18 protein-coding genes are annotated in these 15,365 nt (G+C 67.4%); 16 read left to right on the top strand and 2 right to left on the bottom strand.

Translation table 11 applies throughout. The features are described 5' to 3' along the window. From ACQY7V_RS07870 to ACQY7V_RS07935, 14 genes are all read left to right on the top strand, one after another. Positions 1-1,169, top strand: a 1,169-nt coding sequence (locus ACQY7V_RS07870; RefSeq protein WP_428639683.1) for a hypothetical protein, incomplete at its 5' end; no start/stop codon positions are given. 84 nt (positions 1,170-1,253) lie between these two features. After that, entirely contained in the window at positions 1,254-2,363 is a 1,110-nt protein-coding gene (locus tag ACQY7V_RS07875) for a phage portal protein (protein ID WP_428639685.1), read from the top strand. 2 nt (positions 2,364-2,365) lie between these two features. Next, positions 2,366-3,952 carry an HK97 family phage prohead protease gene (locus ACQY7V_RS07880; protein WP_428639686.1) on the top strand — a complete coding sequence of 529 codons (1,587 nt, stop codon included), beginning with the start codon at positions 2,366-2,368 and terminating at the stop codon, positions 3,950-3,952. A gap of 2 nt (positions 3,953-3,954) precedes the next feature. After that, on the top strand, positions 3,955-4,278 hold the full coding sequence (locus tag ACQY7V_RS07885) for a hypothetical protein (RefSeq protein ID WP_428639688.1): 324 nt from the start codon (positions 3,955-3,957) through the stop codon (positions 4,276-4,278). After that, the gene (locus ACQY7V_RS07890; protein ID WP_428639689.1) at positions 4,275-4,652 is read left to right on the top strand and encodes a hypothetical protein; all 378 of its coding nucleotides are present in this window, start codon (positions 4,275-4,277) and stop codon (positions 4,650-4,652) included. The genes ACQY7V_RS07885 and ACQY7V_RS07890 overlap by 4 nt, the downstream gene beginning before the upstream one ends. 4 nt (positions 4,653-4,656) lie before the next feature. Further along, positions 4,657-5,088: a hypothetical protein gene (locus tag ACQY7V_RS07895; protein WP_428639691.1), complete on the top strand. Its 432-nt coding sequence runs from the start codon at positions 4,657-4,659 to the stop codon at positions 5,086-5,088. A gap of 1 nt (position 5,089) precedes the next feature. Continuing rightward, a complete protein-coding gene (locus ACQY7V_RS07900) occupies positions 5,090-5,530 on the top strand; it encodes an HK97 gp10 family phage protein (RefSeq protein ID WP_428639693.1) in 441 nt (146 codons plus the stop codon). Next, positions 5,527-5,802, top strand: coding sequence for a hypothetical protein (locus ACQY7V_RS07905; RefSeq protein WP_428639694.1), 276 nt, complete (start codon positions 5,527-5,529; stop codon positions 5,800-5,802). The genes ACQY7V_RS07900 and ACQY7V_RS07905 overlap by 4 nt, the downstream gene beginning before the upstream one ends. 120 nt (positions 5,803-5,922) lie before the next feature. Then, positions 5,923-7,863 carry a phage tail tape measure protein gene (locus ACQY7V_RS07910; RefSeq protein ID WP_428639696.1) on the top strand — a complete coding sequence of 647 codons (1,941 nt, stop codon included), beginning with the start codon at positions 5,923-5,925 and terminating at the stop codon, positions 7,861-7,863. Further along, positions 7,860-10,082 (top strand): hypothetical protein, encoded by a 2,223-nt coding sequence (locus tag ACQY7V_RS07915; protein WP_428639698.1) that lies wholly within the window; start codon positions 7,860-7,862, stop codon positions 10,080-10,082. Before ACQY7V_RS07910 ends, ACQY7V_RS07915 begins: the two co-directional genes overlap by 4 nt. A gap of 11 nt (positions 10,083-10,093) precedes the next feature. Continuing rightward, positions 10,094-10,534: a hypothetical protein gene (locus tag ACQY7V_RS07920; RefSeq protein ID WP_428639700.1), complete on the top strand. Its 441-nt coding sequence runs from the start codon at positions 10,094-10,096 to the stop codon at positions 10,532-10,534. A gap of 11 nt (positions 10,535-10,545) precedes the next feature. After that, positions 10,546-11,403, top strand: coding sequence for an N-acetylmuramoyl-L-alanine amidase (locus tag ACQY7V_RS07925; RefSeq protein WP_428639703.1), 858 nt, complete (start codon positions 10,546-10,548; stop codon positions 11,401-11,403). Continuing rightward, positions 11,400-11,627, top strand: a complete 228-nt coding sequence (locus ACQY7V_RS07930; protein WP_428639705.1) for a phage holin — start codon at positions 11,400-11,402, stop codon at positions 11,625-11,627. The genes ACQY7V_RS07925 and ACQY7V_RS07930 overlap by 4 nt, the downstream gene beginning before the upstream one ends. After that, on the top strand, positions 11,624-11,878 hold the full coding sequence (locus ACQY7V_RS07935; protein ID WP_428639707.1) for a hypothetical protein: 255 nt from the start codon (positions 11,624-11,626) through the stop codon (positions 11,876-11,878). The genes ACQY7V_RS07930 and ACQY7V_RS07935 overlap by 4 nt, the downstream gene beginning before the upstream one ends. Before the next feature lie 135 nt (positions 11,879-12,013). Here the strand turns inward: ACQY7V_RS07935 and ACQY7V_RS07940 are convergent, their stop codons facing one another. Beyond that, positions 12,014-12,259, bottom strand: coding sequence for a hypothetical protein (locus ACQY7V_RS07940; protein ID WP_428639709.1), 246 nt, complete (start codon positions 12,257-12,259; stop codon positions 12,014-12,016). A gap of 13 nt (positions 12,260-12,272) precedes the next feature. Beyond that, the gene (locus ACQY7V_RS07945) at positions 12,273-12,983 is read right to left on the bottom strand and encodes a tyrosine-type recombinase/integrase (RefSeq protein WP_428639711.1); all 711 of its coding nucleotides are present in this window, start codon (positions 12,981-12,983) and stop codon (positions 12,273-12,275) included. A 459-nt stretch (positions 12,984-13,442) separates the two neighbouring features. Between ACQY7V_RS07945 and ACQY7V_RS07950 the strand changes: the two genes are divergently transcribed. Then, positions 13,443-14,696 (top strand): multidrug effflux MFS transporter, encoded by a 1,254-nt coding sequence (locus ACQY7V_RS07950; protein ID WP_303772405.1) that lies wholly within the window; start codon positions 13,443-13,445, stop codon positions 14,694-14,696. A gap of 102 nt (positions 14,697-14,798) precedes the next feature. Further along, positions 14,799-15,263, top strand: coding sequence for a hypothetical protein (locus ACQY7V_RS07955; RefSeq protein ID WP_428639713.1), 465 nt, complete (start codon positions 14,799-14,801; stop codon positions 15,261-15,263). The last annotated feature ends 102 nt before the right edge of the window (positions 15,264-15,365 follow it).

A 15,365-nucleotide genomic window follows, 5' to 3' on the forward strand; every position in this document is an offset into this window, starting at 1 on the left:
ACTGTGTATGGCGGATGATCCTCAACGACGCCGCGCACCTGTTCTCCACCGCACAGACCCAGAAGCACGCATCCAAGCGGATGCTTGACATGGTCGCAGCAGTCGAACACTCGAAGATCGGGCCGCTCTTCAAGACCCGGAAGGGCAAGGGAGACGCGGGCCTCCTCCTCAAAGCCAACGCCGCCGACCTCGCCCAGTTCACCCCGAACGAGGAAGCCGTGCACGGCGAGACGACCCCCTATGTCGACCTTGATGAAATCTGGTTCTACAGTCAAGAACTCGGGGATGCGATCATGGGCGGCGTCCGGCCCGCGCAGATCACGCTAGGCGACTCCGCTCAACGCTGGTACACCTCGACAATGGGGACCCTCCAAAGCGAGTTCATGAACGCGATGGTCGAGACCGGCCGCGCCGGGGAGGACCCGCGCCTCGCCTATATCGAGTACTCCCTGCCCGAGGGGCTCGACCCCTACGACCCCGAGGCGTGGGCCGCGTATCATCCGGCTCTTGGGAACACGATCACCGTGGACGCCCTCAAAGCGGAAATGAGTCTGCCGCCCTCCCAGTGGCTTCGCGCTTACTGCAACCGGCTCACCGAGGTGCAAGATGCGTTCATGCCCCTCGAAAACTGGGACGATCTCGCCGCGACAGACCGGACCATCCCCGCCCCCGAAGCCGTGTCCGTCGGCTTCGAAATCTCCCCCGGGAACGAAAACGCGGCCGTCGTCGCCGGATGGTACGACGCCACGGAAACCCTGAACGTGCACGTGCTCCACCAGGCGCCGGGCACGAAATGGCTCGCCCCCTACCTCCTGCAACTGCGCGCCCAGGGGTTCACTCACTTCGCGGCCGACGACGGGGGGCCCGTGCGCCGCCTCCTCGACCACCTGCCCGACGGCCTCGACGTTCAACGCCTCAAGTACGCCGATCGGCTCCTCGCCGATCAAACTCTCCTCACGGCCGCCCGCGATGACGCGACCCTCGTCCACGACGGATCCCAGGCACTGCGCCTCGCGGTCGCGTCCGCGCAGCTGCGCTCCCGCAACGGCGTCGAGGTGATCGACCGGGAGAAGTCCCTCAACCCAGTCCCCAGCCTCATCGCCGCGTCCGTCGCCCTATTCGCGTTCCGGCACCGTGAGGAGGAGGCGCCGCCTCTCGTCCTCGCCTAACCACGGGGCACCCGTGGGCACGCCCGGGCATGGGCGGGCATGAAACCTTGCCCCTCCCGCGCGGGGGCTCCGACCATTGCGGGCATGAACGCACTCGCCCGCCTCGCCGCCCTCGTCGGCATTCACACGCGGGACGCCGCCCCCTCGGCCGCCGGGTTCATCCCCCAGCGCCGCGACGAGATCCTCACCGACGTGAGCGCCGTCCACCTCGCGGGCGTCTATCGGGCGCTGTCCATCCTCACGACCTCAATGGGTCAACTCTCCCTGACTGTCGAGCGGGCCGGGGTTCGCCTCGACGATTCGGTGATCCCGGGGATCATCCGCAGGCCGAACCCGAATCAGACTCGCCGCGAGTTCATCGAGGCCCTGACCCTCTCCCTCGCGACGACCGGGAACGCCTACATCCGCATCGTCCGATTCGAGGGCGTCGCCCAGTCCCTCCAGGTCCTCAACCCCGCCGAGTGCTTCCCCGTCCTCGACCCGAAGACCGGAGAGAAGACCGTGAGCTACCGGGGCGCGGCCTATCGGCGCGAGGACATCGAGCACATTGCATTCATGCCCCTGCCAGGCCGGGCCCTCGGCCTCGGGCCGATCCAAGCGGCCAGAGCCGAACTCGCCGGGATCCGCGACGTTCGCGACTACGCGAGCAACTGGTTCACGCGCACCGGCCAGCCCGCCGGGATCCTCACGACCGATCAGAAGGTTACGCAGGCCGAACTGACCGCGATGCGCAACGCCTGGAACCTCCTCGACGCCGACGGGAACCCCCTCGACATGGCCGCGAACCCGACCCGGGTCCGCGCTCTCGCCAACGGCGCCAAGTACGAGCCGATCATCGTTCCGCCCAAAGACGCGCAGTGGGTCCAGGCCCAGCAGTTCGGCACGACGCAGATCGCGCGGATCTTCGGGATCCCCGCGCCCCTCATGCTCGCAGCCGTTGAAGGCAACGCCCAGACCTATTCGAACGTCGAGCAGGAATGGATCGCGTTCACCCGGTTCACGCTCGCCGCGTACATGCGCGCCATCGAAGACGCATTGACCGAGGTCGTCCCCCGTGGCCAGACCGTCCGCTTCAACGTTGAAGCGCTCTTGCGCACCGACACGAAAGCCCGATACGAGGCTCACAAACTCGCCATTGAAATGGGCCTCTACGACGCCGAATATGCCCGAAAGATCGAAGGGATCACGCTATGACCATGCTCACCAGATCGTTCGATATGACGGTCAGGCAGGCCGAGGGAGGCGAAGCCTCCGGCTACGAGATCGAAGCAATCGGCGTCCCCTTCAACAGGGAAATCGAATATGGCACGGGCTACTTCGAGCACTTCGAGCCGGGAAGCGTCGACGACGCGGGCGCAATTCTCCGTTACGGGCACCGCGAGCCCCTCGGCCTCATCCTCGACGCATCCGACGCCACCGAGGGCCGCAAGATCCGCGCCCGGATCTCCAAGACCAACCGAGGCGCCGAAGTCGCGACCCTCCTGCGCGACGGTGTTCTCACGAAGGTGTCCGTCGGCTTCATCCCGGAAGTCTGGACCGACGAAGAGCGCGAAGACGGAACGCACCGAACCTTCACGAAAGTCCGGGCGATCGAATACTCCATCGTCGAGTTCCCCGCCTACGAGGACGCCGAAATCACCGACGTTCGTCAAAACCCCAACACCGATCGAAAGGCCCCGACCATGCACGACACCCCCGCCCCCGCCACCGAGGCCCGCGATCAGGGGCTCATCACTGAGGTACGTTCCATCGCGGAAAGCCTCGATGACTTCCAGCGCGAGACCCGAAGCCGCTTCGCCGACCTCGCCGCCCCGGCCACGGGCGAAACCCCGTTCGCGTTCCGCAGCATCGGCGCCTACGCGAAGGCCCTCGCCCGCGACTCCGACCCCATGCACGAGCAGGCGCTCGCCGCCTACGCGGGCGCCGTCATCGGCGACGCCATCGCCCGACCCGCATGGCTCGGAGTCCTCGACAAGCGCATGAACGCCAAGCAGGAGGTCACCAACCTCTTCACCCACACGACGGACCTGCCCGCCCAGGGCATGAGCGTCGAATACGGCCAGCGCGCCGCCGTCACCGGCGTCAAGGTCGGCGAGCAGAAGAAGGAAGGCGACGCCCTCGCCAAGGGCAAGCCCGCCGCCTACGAGGTCAAGAACGCGCCCGTCAAGACCTATGGCGGCGTCGGCGAAATGAGCTTCCAGGCCATCGACCGCGCCAGCGTCTCCCTCCTCGATGACCTCCTCTACGACCAGGCGATGGTTTACGCCTCTCAGATCGAGGCCGCGACCCGCGACCTGTTCACCGAGAAGGTCACCGAAGCCGAAGCCTCCCCCGCCCACACCTTCGCGTCCGCTGGCGCGGCGACCGCCGACGACTGGACGGACTTCATCCTCGCCCTCCTCGACCTGTACGACGCGACCCCCTACCTCCTCGACGGGATCGCCGTGTCTCCGACCGTGTTCGCGGCCCTCGCGAAGATGGACCGCGACCCGAAGGCCCTCCAGTTCGACGGCGCACCCGCCGATCATCACGGGACCCTCACGGTCGCGACCGGCCGCGCCTCCTTCGCGCAGGTCACGATCTCCCGGATCCCCCGATGGGACGGCTCGCACGCCGTCGGCTACAGCCGTGAGGCGATCCGCATCCAGGAGAACCCGGGCGCTCCCCTGCGCCTCCAGGACTCCGACATCGTCGATCTGTCGAAGACCTTCGCCGTCTACGGGTACGCCGCTCACTACGCGCCGCACGCCGAACTCCTCAAGGCCGCGAAGTTCACCGCCTGACCATGCCCGCCACCAGCATCACCGAGGCGCTCGCCGCCTACGTGCTCGCCGATCCTTCCGATTCCGAGCACGTAGGCGCCTGCGCGCAGGCGGCGACCCTCCTCGTCGATCAGAAGATCGCGAGCGTCCGCGTCCCCGAGGAGATCCGCCAGGCGGCGATCCTCGAAGTCGCGGCGAACCTGTTCAACCGCAGGGCCTCGGCCCGTGACTCGGCGACCGCCGTTGACGCCGACACGGCGCCCGCATTCTTCCGGCCCGCCCTCGACCCGATGACCCCGGCGTGGCCGCTCCTCGCCCCCTACCTGACAGGCCCGGGCATCGCATGAGCATCATCTACGATCTCACAACCTCAATCGCCGAGGAGATCGCCGGCGCCTCCCCCGAGGTTCACGTCACTATCGACGCCGCGACGATCCGCCCCGCCCTCGCCGCAGGCAAGACCGTCGCATGGGTCGGCGCCCCTCAGGACATCACCCTCGACGCTCCAGGGGGAGGCGTCGCCGACTACCAGATTGCCCTCATCAGCCCGAAGACGGCGAATCACCCCGAGGGCCTCGACGACCTCGCCGCCCTCGCCCTCACCCTCGAACCCACCCTAGGGATCACCCGGCTCACGCCCGACACGGCGACCCCCGGCAACGGCCCGACCTACCCCGCCATGTTCGCCACCTTCGAAATCCGCTTCGACACCAAGGAGTAACCCCATGGACACCACCACCACCTACACCCCGAAGAAGCTCGGCCCCGGAAAACTCACCTTCACGATCGAGTCCGCAGCGACCGACTTCACCGCGAAATGCACGAGCGTCGAACTCGCAGGCGAAGCCCCCGACGACTCCGACGCGACCTTCATGCTCGACGGCTCCGACATCTTCGACGACACCGTCACGTTCGGAACCATCGGCGGGACGATCTACCAGGAGTACGTCCTGACCGCCCTGGAAGTCTGGACCTACCAGAACGCCAACAAGATCGCGAAGTTCGTGTTTCAGCCCGCCGGGAAGACCGGCTACCAGGTCGCGGGCCAGTGCAAGATCAAGCCCGTCAAGGTCGGAGGAAACCCGAAGAAGGCCAATACCACTGACTTCAGTTTCCCGATCGTCGGCGCCCTCCCGACGTTCTCGCAGGGCGCATGACATGGCGGACGGCCCGCTCGTCACCGTGGACGGCGCCCGCGAGCTGCGCCGCCAACTCAAGGCCGCAGGCGACGACCTTTCGGACTTGAAAGCCACGCATCAGCGGGTCGCCCGGATCGCCGCCGACGGCGCCGAAGCCCTCGCCCCCGTCCGAACCGGACGACTGCGCCAGTCGATCCGGTCGGCGGGCACGAAGACCGCCGCCATCGTCCGCGTCGGGAAGAAGTCCGTCCCCTACGCGCACGCCATCCAATGGGGCCGAAAGATCTGGCCCTCAGCCCGAGGCCCCCAACCCAACCCGCCCCGACACAAGCACCCGTCGGTTATCCTCCCGAGCCTCTTTGCGACCCAGGGCGCGAAGGCCACCGAACCGAAATGGGTCGCCGAATACATGAACGCCGTTGACAAGGCGCTCGCAACCATCGAAGGAGACCCCTCATGAAGAAGATGCACGTCGAATATGAACTCGCCGACGAGACGACCGGGACCGTGAGGATCCTCGCCGCCGACAAGATCGCCTTTGAAGCCTTCGCCCGCTCCCACGGGCAGCCCGTCGAGGACGGCCCCAAGGCCCTCACCTACATGCTCTTTGCCGCCCTCCAGCGCACCGGCGTCGTCCCCACCGCCGCCGACTTCAGCGACTTCGTAACCTCGACCCTCCTCGACCTCGCCCCCAGCCAGACCGCAGGAGACGAGGAAAACCCTACGCGGTAGGCCCCGCCCTCGCCTCGGTCGTCGCACTCGCGATCCGAACCGGGATCCCCGTCAGCGCGTGGCTCTCCGAGCCCCCGGAAGTCCTAGAAACAGCATTCCAACTCATCGAGGAGGCAGACAATGAGCAGCGGGAATAGCGCGATCCTCGCCGTCCGCATCCTCGGGGACGCTAAGGGCGCCGTCTCGGCCATGAAAGAGACCGAGACGGCGACCGGGGGCCTCGCAGGAAGAATCAAGGGGCACATCCCCTCCTTCGCCGCCGTCGGAACCGCATTCGTCGGCGCAGGAATCGCCGCCGGGAAAGCCCTCTACGACATCGGCGCCCAGTTCGACGACCTCGCCGACACGATCCGCGTCGGCACCGGCGCCAGCGGCGACGCCCTCGACGGGCTCGTAGACTCCGCGAAGAACATCGCAAAGCAGATCCCCGCATCCCTCGACGCCATCGGCCCCGCAGTCGCCGACGTGAACACCCGCCTCGGACTGACCGGCCCCGTCCTCGAAACCGTCGCAAGCCAGTACCTCGAAGCCGGGCGCATCCTCGGCGAGGCCGTGGACATCAACGCCACGTCCGCCGCACTCACCCAGTTCAAGATCAGCGGAGAAGCCGTCTCGGGAGGCCTCGACACGCTCTTCCGCGTCTCCCAGGGCACCGGCGTCTCCATGAACACGCTCGCCGACTCAATGACGAAGCAGGGCCCGGCCCTGCAAGAACTCGGATTCGGCTTCGAGACCTCCGCCGCGCTCGTCGGCGTCCTCGACAAAGCCGGATTAGACGCCGACAAGACGATCGGCGCCCTCGGGAAGTCCCTCGTCACCCTCGCCAAGCAGGGCGAGGAGCCCGAGCAAGCCCTACAACGGGTCATCGGGGAAATGACCGGAATGCTCGACGCCGGAGACCGCGCGAGCGCGATCGATCTCGCGTCGACCCTGTTCGGCACGAAGGGAGCGACCCAGTTCATCGGCGCCCTCGAAACCGGAGCGCTCAACATGGACGCCCTCACCGGCGTCGCTCAGGGCACCGGGGACACGATCCTCGGCGTCGGCGAAGAGACCCAGGACGCCGCCGAGAAATTCGAGATCCTCAAGAACCGGGCGATGATCGCCCTCGAACCCCTCGCATCCGCGATCTTCGACGGCCTCGGCCAAGCCCTTGACTACGTGACCGGCCTTACCGACGGGTTCGACATGGGCGCATTCCTCGACGCCCACCCCGTCATCTCCGACCTCATCGGCGCCGTCCAAGAGTTCGCGTCCACCCTCTCTAGCGTCCTCGGGCCGATCATCGAAGCCCTCGCCCCACTCGTCCTCGATGCCGTCACCGTTATCGGCACCTACTTCGGGGACCTGTTCAGCCTGTTCTCCAGCGTCGTCACATTCATCGGGCAGATCATCAACGGGGACTGGGCGGGCGCCTGGAACACGATGGGACAGATCGCTTCCAAGGGCCGCGAACTCATCTCCAATCTCGTCTCCGGACTGGGAAACCTCGTCTCCTCGGCGATCAGCGGCGCGATCACCTGGGCCCGCGACACCTGGGATCAAGGCTGGGCCTCCATGAGCGGCGCCGTTTCTTCGAAAGTCAGCCAGATTAAGAGCAACGTCATCAATGGGCTCGCCGCCCTTCCGTCCCACATGCTCAACATCGGCAAGGACATCGTTAGGGGCATCATCAACGGGATCGGCGCAATGGGCGGCGCCCTCTGGGACGCGGCCTCAAACCTCGCGGGCAACGCGGTCAACGCGATCAAATCCACGCTAGGGATCCACTCCCCCTCCAGGGTCGGCATGAGTCTGGGCGGATTCTTCGGCGAAGGCGTCGCCCTCGGCCTCATCGGATCCGCCTCCCGCGTCGAAGGCGCCGCCCGAAGCATGGTCGCCCCCCTCGCCCGCGACATCATGCCCACCCCCGCGCCAGCGTGGGCGCCCGCCCAGATCGCCGGGGCCGCCCCGAGCGTCGTCATCAACGTGTCCGGCGCCCTCGACCCCGTAGGAGTCGCCGAGCAGATCCGCCGACTCCTCGCCCAATATGACCAGCGGATGGGAGGAGTCGCCATATGAGTATCTCCTGCGTCGTCGCCGTGGACGGGCGCCGCGTCGCCGACTCCGCCGACTCCTACGGGGCCCGGGGCGTCGCCCTCGACGGCCTTAACGTCCGCTGGGGCCGCTCCTCCCGCCTCGCCCAGCCCTCCCCATCGACGTGTTCCCTGCGGATTGCCCTGCCCTCTGACCGGCCTATCGGTGAGGATCTCGCCGCTCTTGCCCCCGGCGCCCGCCTCACCGTCACCGCCGAACAGTCGTCGACCGGAGGGGCGAGCGTGCATGAGACCTCTTCGACTGCGCCCCTGCGCTTGACCACGACGGCGCCCGCGTTCATCGACCCGGCGCCCCTGGAAGCCGACGGCGGCAACCCCGCAGCGTGGGACGATCTCCCTCGCGCCTCCAGGGGAGCCGTCTATACCGGCCGCGTCGAGATCACCGAGATGCCCCCGTCGGCGACGGTTACCCTCCGGCCCGCCTACTACGCTGGGCCCTTCGCGTCTTCCCGCGTTCTCGGCCCCGTCATCGCCTCCAAATCCACACCCGGCCCCGGGATCCTCACCGGCCGGTTCCTCCCCGATGATTCTCACCTCGGCCAATGGGTCGGGCTCGCCGTCACCGCAAACCCGAACGGCCCGACGTGGCGAACAGCGCCCGGAACCTGGGCATCGACCGATCCGAAATGGACGTTCGCCTCATTCGGCCTCACCCTCGCCAGTGCCGCGACCCTGCGCAGGGAAGGCCCCGCCTCCCGCGCGGCGACCGTGTTCGCCGGGCGCATCACCGACGCGCCGATCTCATGGGACGACACGCTCAACAGGCCCGTGATCGACGTGATCGCCGCCGACTTCACCGCCGAACTCGCGAATCAGCTCGTGTCCTCGCCGCCGTGGCCCGAAGAGCCCGCCGCAGCCCGGATCTCGCGCATCATCGCGGCCGCCCGACTCAACTTCACGCCGCAGATTGACGACGCCCCCGGCGCCCTCCTCCTCGGCCCCCGCGACGTGGACGCCCAATCGGTCGCGAACCTCCTGCGCGCCGTCGCCGTTTCGACCGGAGCGATCCTCTGGCCGACGACGCACGCGGCCGTTGGTGACTTCATCCGCCTCGAAGACCTCGCGAAGCGACGAAGCCTTTACCGGCTCATCGTCCCCCCGTCGGGCCCGGCCAGCATCGAAACAAGCGCCTCCGGCGCGATCACCGTCCCCGCCTCCCAGATCCGCCGCAGCGGCCTCACGGTCCAACGCGACGCGAGCGACCTCGCCACCCAGGTCGCCGTTAGGTGGACGGAAACGACGATTGACCAGGACGGCGAAGAGCATCACACCGATCACACTGAAACCGCCAGCGATCCCGACCTCATCGACCGTCTCGGCACCCGGTCATTGTCGATCTCGACCGAACTCGCCCGCAAAACCGACGCGAGTGACCTCGCGATCCGCACGCTCGCACGCAGCGCCCCCGGGGGCTTTGCGATTCCCTCGGCAACCTGGGACCTGAAAAACGCTCCCTCCGACCTCCTCAGCGGCCTCGGCGCCGAAGCATTCAGCCTCAACCCGACGACAATCCTCACCATCTCATCGGGGACGATCACGCGAGCCCCCGGCCCTTCGCCCGTCACCTACGCGAATCGCGCGGTTCTCAAAGGACTGCATTACATCCGCGCCGAGGAAGGCCACACCTACCGGATCAGCCTCACTCTGACCAACCACGGCAACGTCCCGGCGACAGTGAACATCGGCGCCTACCTCAATCACGGCCTTGGGTACCGGCGAAGCCTCTGGAACCCCGGAAGTAAAAAGGCAATCCCTGCGCACACGACGATTCACGTAGTAGAAGACTGGACGGTCGCGCTTCAAGGCGACGAAGACACGTTGAACGTCGCCATCTACTTCGAGACCAACGTCAAGATCTCAGCATCGCAGATCACGATCTACGACACTTCCGCGCCGCCACTCGATGAAGCAGCCGCATTGACCTGCCTCGACTCGGCGAGCCGAATCGGCGCCCCGATCACCCTCACCGGCGTCGCCAACTGGGTGCCCGGATCACCGAATATCCCCGCCTACCTCGACGGCGGTAACTACACGTTCCAACACGGGAGGTGGATCCTCGGCCTCCAACTCACCCGCGCCGCCGTCCCCGGTGACTCCATCCCCTGGAAAGCCCTACCCCCAGCCCTCGACTACCCCCACGCCGCCGCCCTGACCTTCGCCGACCTGTCATCTGTCACCGCCTGAAAGGACCCGCTATGCCGCAAACCACCCAGAGACTCAAGATCCCCTACCCGCTCTCGACCGACAAGGTCGCCGACTACCCCCAAACCGGAAAACAGTTGGCCGACCTCCTCGAAACCCTCTTCGGCACCCCCGCAGACCTCAAAATCACCCCGAAAAGTGGCTGGAAACTCTCCGTCGTCGAAGCCACGCGCACCGGCCGCCGCATCGACGCCCTGTGCAAACTCCAGCGCACGGCCGCCGCATTCTCGGTCTCCCCCGGCGCTTACTTCAACGTCGCCACCGTCGGCAACACCGCGCTTCGCCCCCGCGTCCGCTCCTTCGGCCACATGATGTCCGACGCGCAGGTGTACCTGTACGCCGACCCGAACGGAAATATCGACCTCATGACATGGCGCGCAGGAACCTTCGGCACCGGCGAATGGGATGTCGAAATGTCTTGGACGATCGCCTGAAAGGACCGCACATGGTTGACTATCCAACCCCAAACATGCACGTCGGCCGACTGGGCCGACCCCGCCTGGTCGTCTTGCACTCGACCGAGACACCGACCAACACCGCCCGCGCCGTGGCGAAGAACTTCCAGGATCCGGCGGCCCGCGCCTCGGCACACTGGGTGGTCGGCACCGACGGAGTATTCACGTGCGTAGGCGAGTCCGATACCGCCTGGGCCGCCCCCGGCGCCAACCACGACGGGATCCAGATCGAGCAGGCCGGATACGCCTACCGGACCGACTGGACGAGCGCCGACGGCGCCCAGGTCGTCGCCCAGACCGCCCGCCTCGTCGCACAGATCTGCACCAGGTGGGGGATCCCCGTCCGCCACCTCACAGACGCCGAACTCGCCAACGGGCACCCGGGCATCGTCACCCACGCCCAGATCTCGCGCGTCTATCGCCAGTCGGACCACACCGACCCCGGCCCCACCTACCCGATGGCGACGCTCCTCGCCCAAGCATCAGGAGCGCCCGCCACGTCCACATCATCGGCAACAACCACAAGAGAGGACACCCCGATGTATCTCATCCGCACGACCACCCCATGGAACACCTACGCCTACGCGCTCGTCTGCCTGTCCGGCCTGGGCGGCGCCCGCGCCATCGAGCAGAGCGAAGCCGATTACTACTACCCCGTCCTTGGGGTCCGGCCCGTCGGCTGGGCAACCTGGAACGGGCTCGTCGAACGCGCCTGGGCCGCCCACGCCGCCGCGGTCAAGGCGATCGGCGGCGCCGTTGACGTTTCGATCTCCGATGAGGTGGACAAGATCATTCGCACCATCAAGGAGATCGGCGCGCCCGCACCCACCCAGGAGAAGACCGCATGAGCACCCCCAAGCACGCCAGCGACGCCCCCACACCCCGCGTCCTCGAATGGCTGACCCCAGACGTGAGGAGCTGGCTCTACAGAATCACACTCGCCCTTATCCCGATCCTCGTCGCCTACGGCATCCTCGAATCCCAGACGGCGCCGCTCTGGATCGCCCTGGCCGCCTCCGTCCTCTCCACAGGGACCGCACTGGCTCACACGCCGTCGGGAGGCAGCCAGTGACCCCTGAACTCATCGCCGCCCTCGGCGGGCTCAGCGGGCTGGGTGCCCTCGTCACCTCGACCGCAGGCCTCATCGAGACTCGGAGGCGGCTCAGGCCCAACCACGGCAGCAGCGTCGCCGACGGCGTGCGCCGGACCGAGGATGCGGTCCGCTCCCTCGGCCACCAGGTTGGAGAGTTGCATCGCGTCATGGATCGCGAGCACGCCGACTATGACGCCCGCCTGCGCGCCCTCGAAGCCCGCAAAAGGTGACAGACGCCCCCGACCCGGAAACGGGTCGGGGGCACTCTCATTCGCCGGCGAACTGTCACCCCGAGTAACGAAAACGCGCGGCCGCCGGAAAACGTCACCCAAGGTAACGGCGCGGTCGACCAACATCGACCAACATCATTCGCCGCTGCGCTCTGCTTCGCCGATCCACGCATACAACGTCTTGCGCGAGATGCCCGCAGCCCGAGCCAAATCCGCCAGCGGCCAATCCCTATAGATCCCGAAATGATGGCGCTGATTGACCGTCAGCCGCTTCAAGCGCTCTCGCGCCTCCTCGGCAGCACGCTGCGCGTCCTCCGCCTCCATCCGCGCCGCCCGGATCTCCGCAAGCACCTCAAGCCTCTGTGCGTAGTACAACATCATCAGTCCTTTCGTTCTACGCGATCGCCTCGACGACCTCGCGCACATCCTCGGGAGGAAGGAGGATGTATCTCAGCGTCGTCGAGGGCGACGCGTGCCCTAGCGCGTGCTGCACGGCGACCAAGTTGCGAGTCTGCGCGAATCCCCTCGACGCGAACGAATGCCGCAGCGCGTGCATGGTCACTCCCTCCGGGAGCGCCCTCCCGACAAGTTTGCCGACCCACTGGGGGGAGAGGTGCCCGGAGTCGGCGCCCGGGAAGGCGTAGCCCTTGGGGAGCGCGAGGAGGGCATCTGCGAGCGAATCGGTGAGAGGAAGGACCCTCGTTTTCCCGCCCTTGCCGTGGACGACGAGGGACCAGCCCATGAGGTCGCGGATGAGATCCCGCGAGTGGACGCGGGCGACCTCGCCCCGGCGCATCCCGAGTTCCGCGCCGAGCCTGACCATAAGGACGACGCGCGGATCGTCCGAGGCGAGACCCCGGGCGATCGCCGCAGGAGGCGCCGGACGAGGAGCAGGATCCGAGGATCTCACCGAGGGGATCACCGGGACCTCCTCGACGAGGCCGAGCCCCTGCGCCCACCTGTAGAAGCCTCCGACCGAGGCATGAGCGCTCTTGCGCGTATCGCGCGCCCAATCATGCGCGCCCGACCAGTCCACGACCGTCGTCGGCTCAACCGTCCACGGGCCCGCCCCGAGATCCCGCGCGAAGCGTCGGAGCCAGTGCATCCGAAGGCGGATCGTCTGCGACGACCTGCCAGCCGCAGCGAGGGCGGTCCCGAACTCTCTCAACGGCCCTTCCCAGCCGGAAGGGACCGGAAGCATCTCTAATCCCATGCCCAGAGGATCCCGCCGTCACGCCGCCAGCACCCAATCAGGCAGGCCTCTAATCCGTGGGTTCCGGGTTCGAGTCCCGGTGGGCCTACCGCCCGCGCCCCCGTCGAGATCATCGGCGGGGGCGGCGTCGTTCCATCCTGCCGTGGCGAAGGGAAGCGGACCGTCCGCTGCTCGGCGGGGCCCGTGGCGGACCTTCGCGCCTCCCTGCGCGCAGCGGGACCGGAAGCGCCTCCCGCGCTGAGGCCCTCGCCCCTCCCCGGGTGAGGAAGCGCGCACTGTGAAAGATCTCTCCCGTCCGCTCCGCGATTCCGGGCGGAGTACGGGGAATGAAGGGGGCGGACAATGAGAGTCATGTCCTCCACTCCACCCGATCTTCCCCGCGATCACTCCATTCTCGGCCAGGGCGTCACCGTATCCCTTCTGGTGACGATCGCCCTGCAGAACGCCGTCCCCCCGCTCGCAACGGACATGTATTCGCCTTCGTTCCCCGAGATCACACGGGATCTGTCGACGAGCGCGGCATTCGTCGGCCTGACGCTCACGGCCTTCTTCATCGGCTTCGGGACCGGGCAGATCGGCGGAGGCGCGCTCTCGGATCAGAAGGGGCGGCGGGGGCCGATGATCCTCGGCGGCCTCCTCGCGATCGTCGGCTCCTTGGTCTGCGTCTTCGCGCCATCGATCCACATCCTCTTCGTCGGGCGCGTCCTCCAGGGGATGGGAGGGGGCGCCGCGGCCGCCGTCGCGCGCGCCGTCCTCGTCGACGTCGCCCACGGCAATGTCCTGGCGCGGGTGATGTCACTGCTCCAGGCGATCGGGGGCCTGGCTCCGATGCTCGCTCCGGTCCTCGGCGGTCTGATCGTCACCTACTGGCCGTGGCGGGCGGTGTTCTGGTGCCTCACGGCCTTCACCGTCCTGATGACACTGGCGGCATGGCTCTGGGCGCCGGAGTCCCTTCCCCCCGATAAGCGCCACGGCGGCGGATTGACGAGGTTCATCACCGGGATCGGATCGGTGATGACGATCCGTCCCTTCGTCGGATACATGCTGACCTCGGCGTTCTCCGGGTTCTGCATGTTCGCCTACGTCTCGGATTCGTCCTACGTCCTCCAGGAGATGCTCGGTCTGACGCCGATGGTCTTCTCGCTGGTCTTCGCGGGCAACGCGCTCTTGTCGACCCTGTTCGCACTGGTGAACATCCGGCTCATCGGGCGCTTCCGGCCGCAGGGTCTCATCGCCTTCGGCCTGTCGCTAGCGGCCCTCGGCGTCGTCCTCGTCGGCCTGTCGGTTCTCGTCTTCGATCTGCCGCTCGTCCTCACCTGCGTCGGTTTCGCCCTCCTGATGAGCGCCAACGCCTTCATCTTCGGCAACGCCGGAGCATTGGCGCTGTCGAAGACGCGCGAGCACGCGGGGACGGCTTCTGCCGTCCAGGGCCTCGTCCAATCGATCGCGATGGCGACGGCCTCCCCCCTGGCGACCGCGGGCGGGGGGACGAGCGCACTGCCCATGACGCTCGTGATGTTCGTCGGCGCACTGGGCGCGTGGTTCTCCTTCTGGGTCATCGCCCGAGGAAGCTCGGAGCCTTCCGAGGCTCTTCCCCTCGACTGAGGCCTCATAGGCGTTTCACAGGGGCTTCATCGGCGCGTCGAATATCGGTCGCTCAGACTGATCGCGTTCAACGACACGCAGACGATGAGTGAAGGAGTCCCCATGGACAACGTCTCCCCTGATATCAGCTCCCCCGCCGAGGCGCTCGGAGCGCACGGCCCAGCAGGTCATATGGCCGGTGGTGCCGCCGAGATCGCCTGGATCGTCCTCGCGGCGGCGGCGCTCGCGGCCGTCGTGGTCCTCGCGGTGTGGGCGATCAAGCGCTTCGTCCCCACCGCCCCGACTCCGCTGTCGCGCCTCGATCAGCGCTTGGCCGCCGGGGAGATCGACGAGGAGACCTACTTCCGCACTCGCTCGGCCCTTTTGAACGCGCAGTCGGCGGCGTTCGCGCGAACGTCGGCCGGTACTCAGGCCCCCGCGGCACCCGTCGCGCCTGCTTCGCCCGTTCAGCCGACCGCCCCCGCGGCCCCGGCCCAGCCCTTCGCCTCTTCGGCTCCCACGACGGTGCTTCCCGCGCACGAGGGCGGGGCCTCCGCGCCCGGCGAGTCCGCGCCCGAGAATCACTGAGCGGAGTACCGCAAAGAGGTCGGATGCGAAACGGCGGTACCGCGCCGCTCAGCGACGACCCGTTCAGCAGTGGCGCCCTCGGCTTTCGAGCCGAGGGCAGTT

The organism is Schaalia sp., assembly GCF_050312375.1.
In the GTDB taxonomy this organism is placed as follows: domain Bacteria; phylum Actinomycetota; class Actinomycetes; order Actinomycetales; family Actinomycetaceae; genus Pauljensenia; species Pauljensenia hyovaginalis.

Excerpts from the sequence above, each read along its gene's own strand:
- ACQY7V_RS07885 (WP_428639688.1), top strand. The coding sequence starts at position 3,955 with ATGCCCGCCACCAGCATCACCGAGGCGCTCGCCGCCTACGTGCTCGCC.
- ACQY7V_RS07940 (WP_428639709.1), bottom strand. The coding sequence starts at position 12,259 with ATGATGTTGTACTACGCACAGAGGCTTGAGGTGCTTGCGGAGATCCGG.
- ACQY7V_RS07890 (WP_428639689.1), top strand. The coding sequence starts at position 4,275 with ATGAGCATCATCTACGATCTCACAACCTCAATCGCCGAGGAGATCGCC.
- ACQY7V_RS07915 (WP_428639698.1), top strand. The coding sequence starts at position 7,860 with ATGAGTATCTCCTGCGTCGTCGCCGTGGACGGGCGCCGCGTCGCCGAC.
- ACQY7V_RS07875 (WP_428639685.1), top strand. The coding sequence starts at position 1,254 with ATGAACGCACTCGCCCGCCTCGCCGCCCTCGTCGGCATTCACACGCGG.
- ACQY7V_RS07925 (WP_428639703.1), top strand. The coding sequence starts at position 10,546 with ATGGTTGACTATCCAACCCCAAACATGCACGTCGGCCGACTGGGCCGA.
- ACQY7V_RS07910 (WP_428639696.1), top strand. The coding sequence starts at position 5,923 with ATGAGCAGCGGGAATAGCGCGATCCTCGCCGTCCGCATCCTCGGGGAC.
- ACQY7V_RS07900 (WP_428639693.1), top strand. The coding sequence starts at position 5,090 with ATGGCGGACGGCCCGCTCGTCACCGTGGACGGCGCCCGCGAGCTGCGC.
- ACQY7V_RS07920 (WP_428639700.1), top strand. The coding sequence starts at position 10,094 with ATGCCGCAAACCACCCAGAGACTCAAGATCCCCTACCCGCTCTCGACC.
- ACQY7V_RS07930 (WP_428639705.1), top strand. The coding sequence starts at position 11,400 with ATGAGCACCCCCAAGCACGCCAGCGACGCCCCCACACCCCGCGTCCTC.
- ACQY7V_RS07955 (WP_428639713.1), top strand. The coding sequence starts at position 14,799 with ATGGACAACGTCTCCCCTGATATCAGCTCCCCCGCCGAGGCGCTCGGA.
- ACQY7V_RS07945 (WP_428639711.1), bottom strand. The coding sequence starts at position 12,983 with ATGCACTGGCTCCGACGCTTCGCGCGGGATCTCGGGGCGGGCCCGTGG.
- ACQY7V_RS07880 (WP_428639686.1), top strand. The coding sequence starts at position 2,366 with ATGCTCACCAGATCGTTCGATATGACGGTCAGGCAGGCCGAGGGAGGC.
- ACQY7V_RS07950 (WP_303772405.1), top strand. The coding sequence starts at position 13,443 with ATGTCCTCCACTCCACCCGATCTTCCCCGCGATCACTCCATTCTCGGC.
- ACQY7V_RS07895 (WP_428639691.1), top strand. The coding sequence starts at position 4,657 with ATGGACACCACCACCACCTACACCCCGAAGAAGCTCGGCCCCGGAAAA.
- ACQY7V_RS07905 (WP_428639694.1), top strand. The coding sequence starts at position 5,527 with ATGAAGAAGATGCACGTCGAATATGAACTCGCCGACGAGACGACCGGG.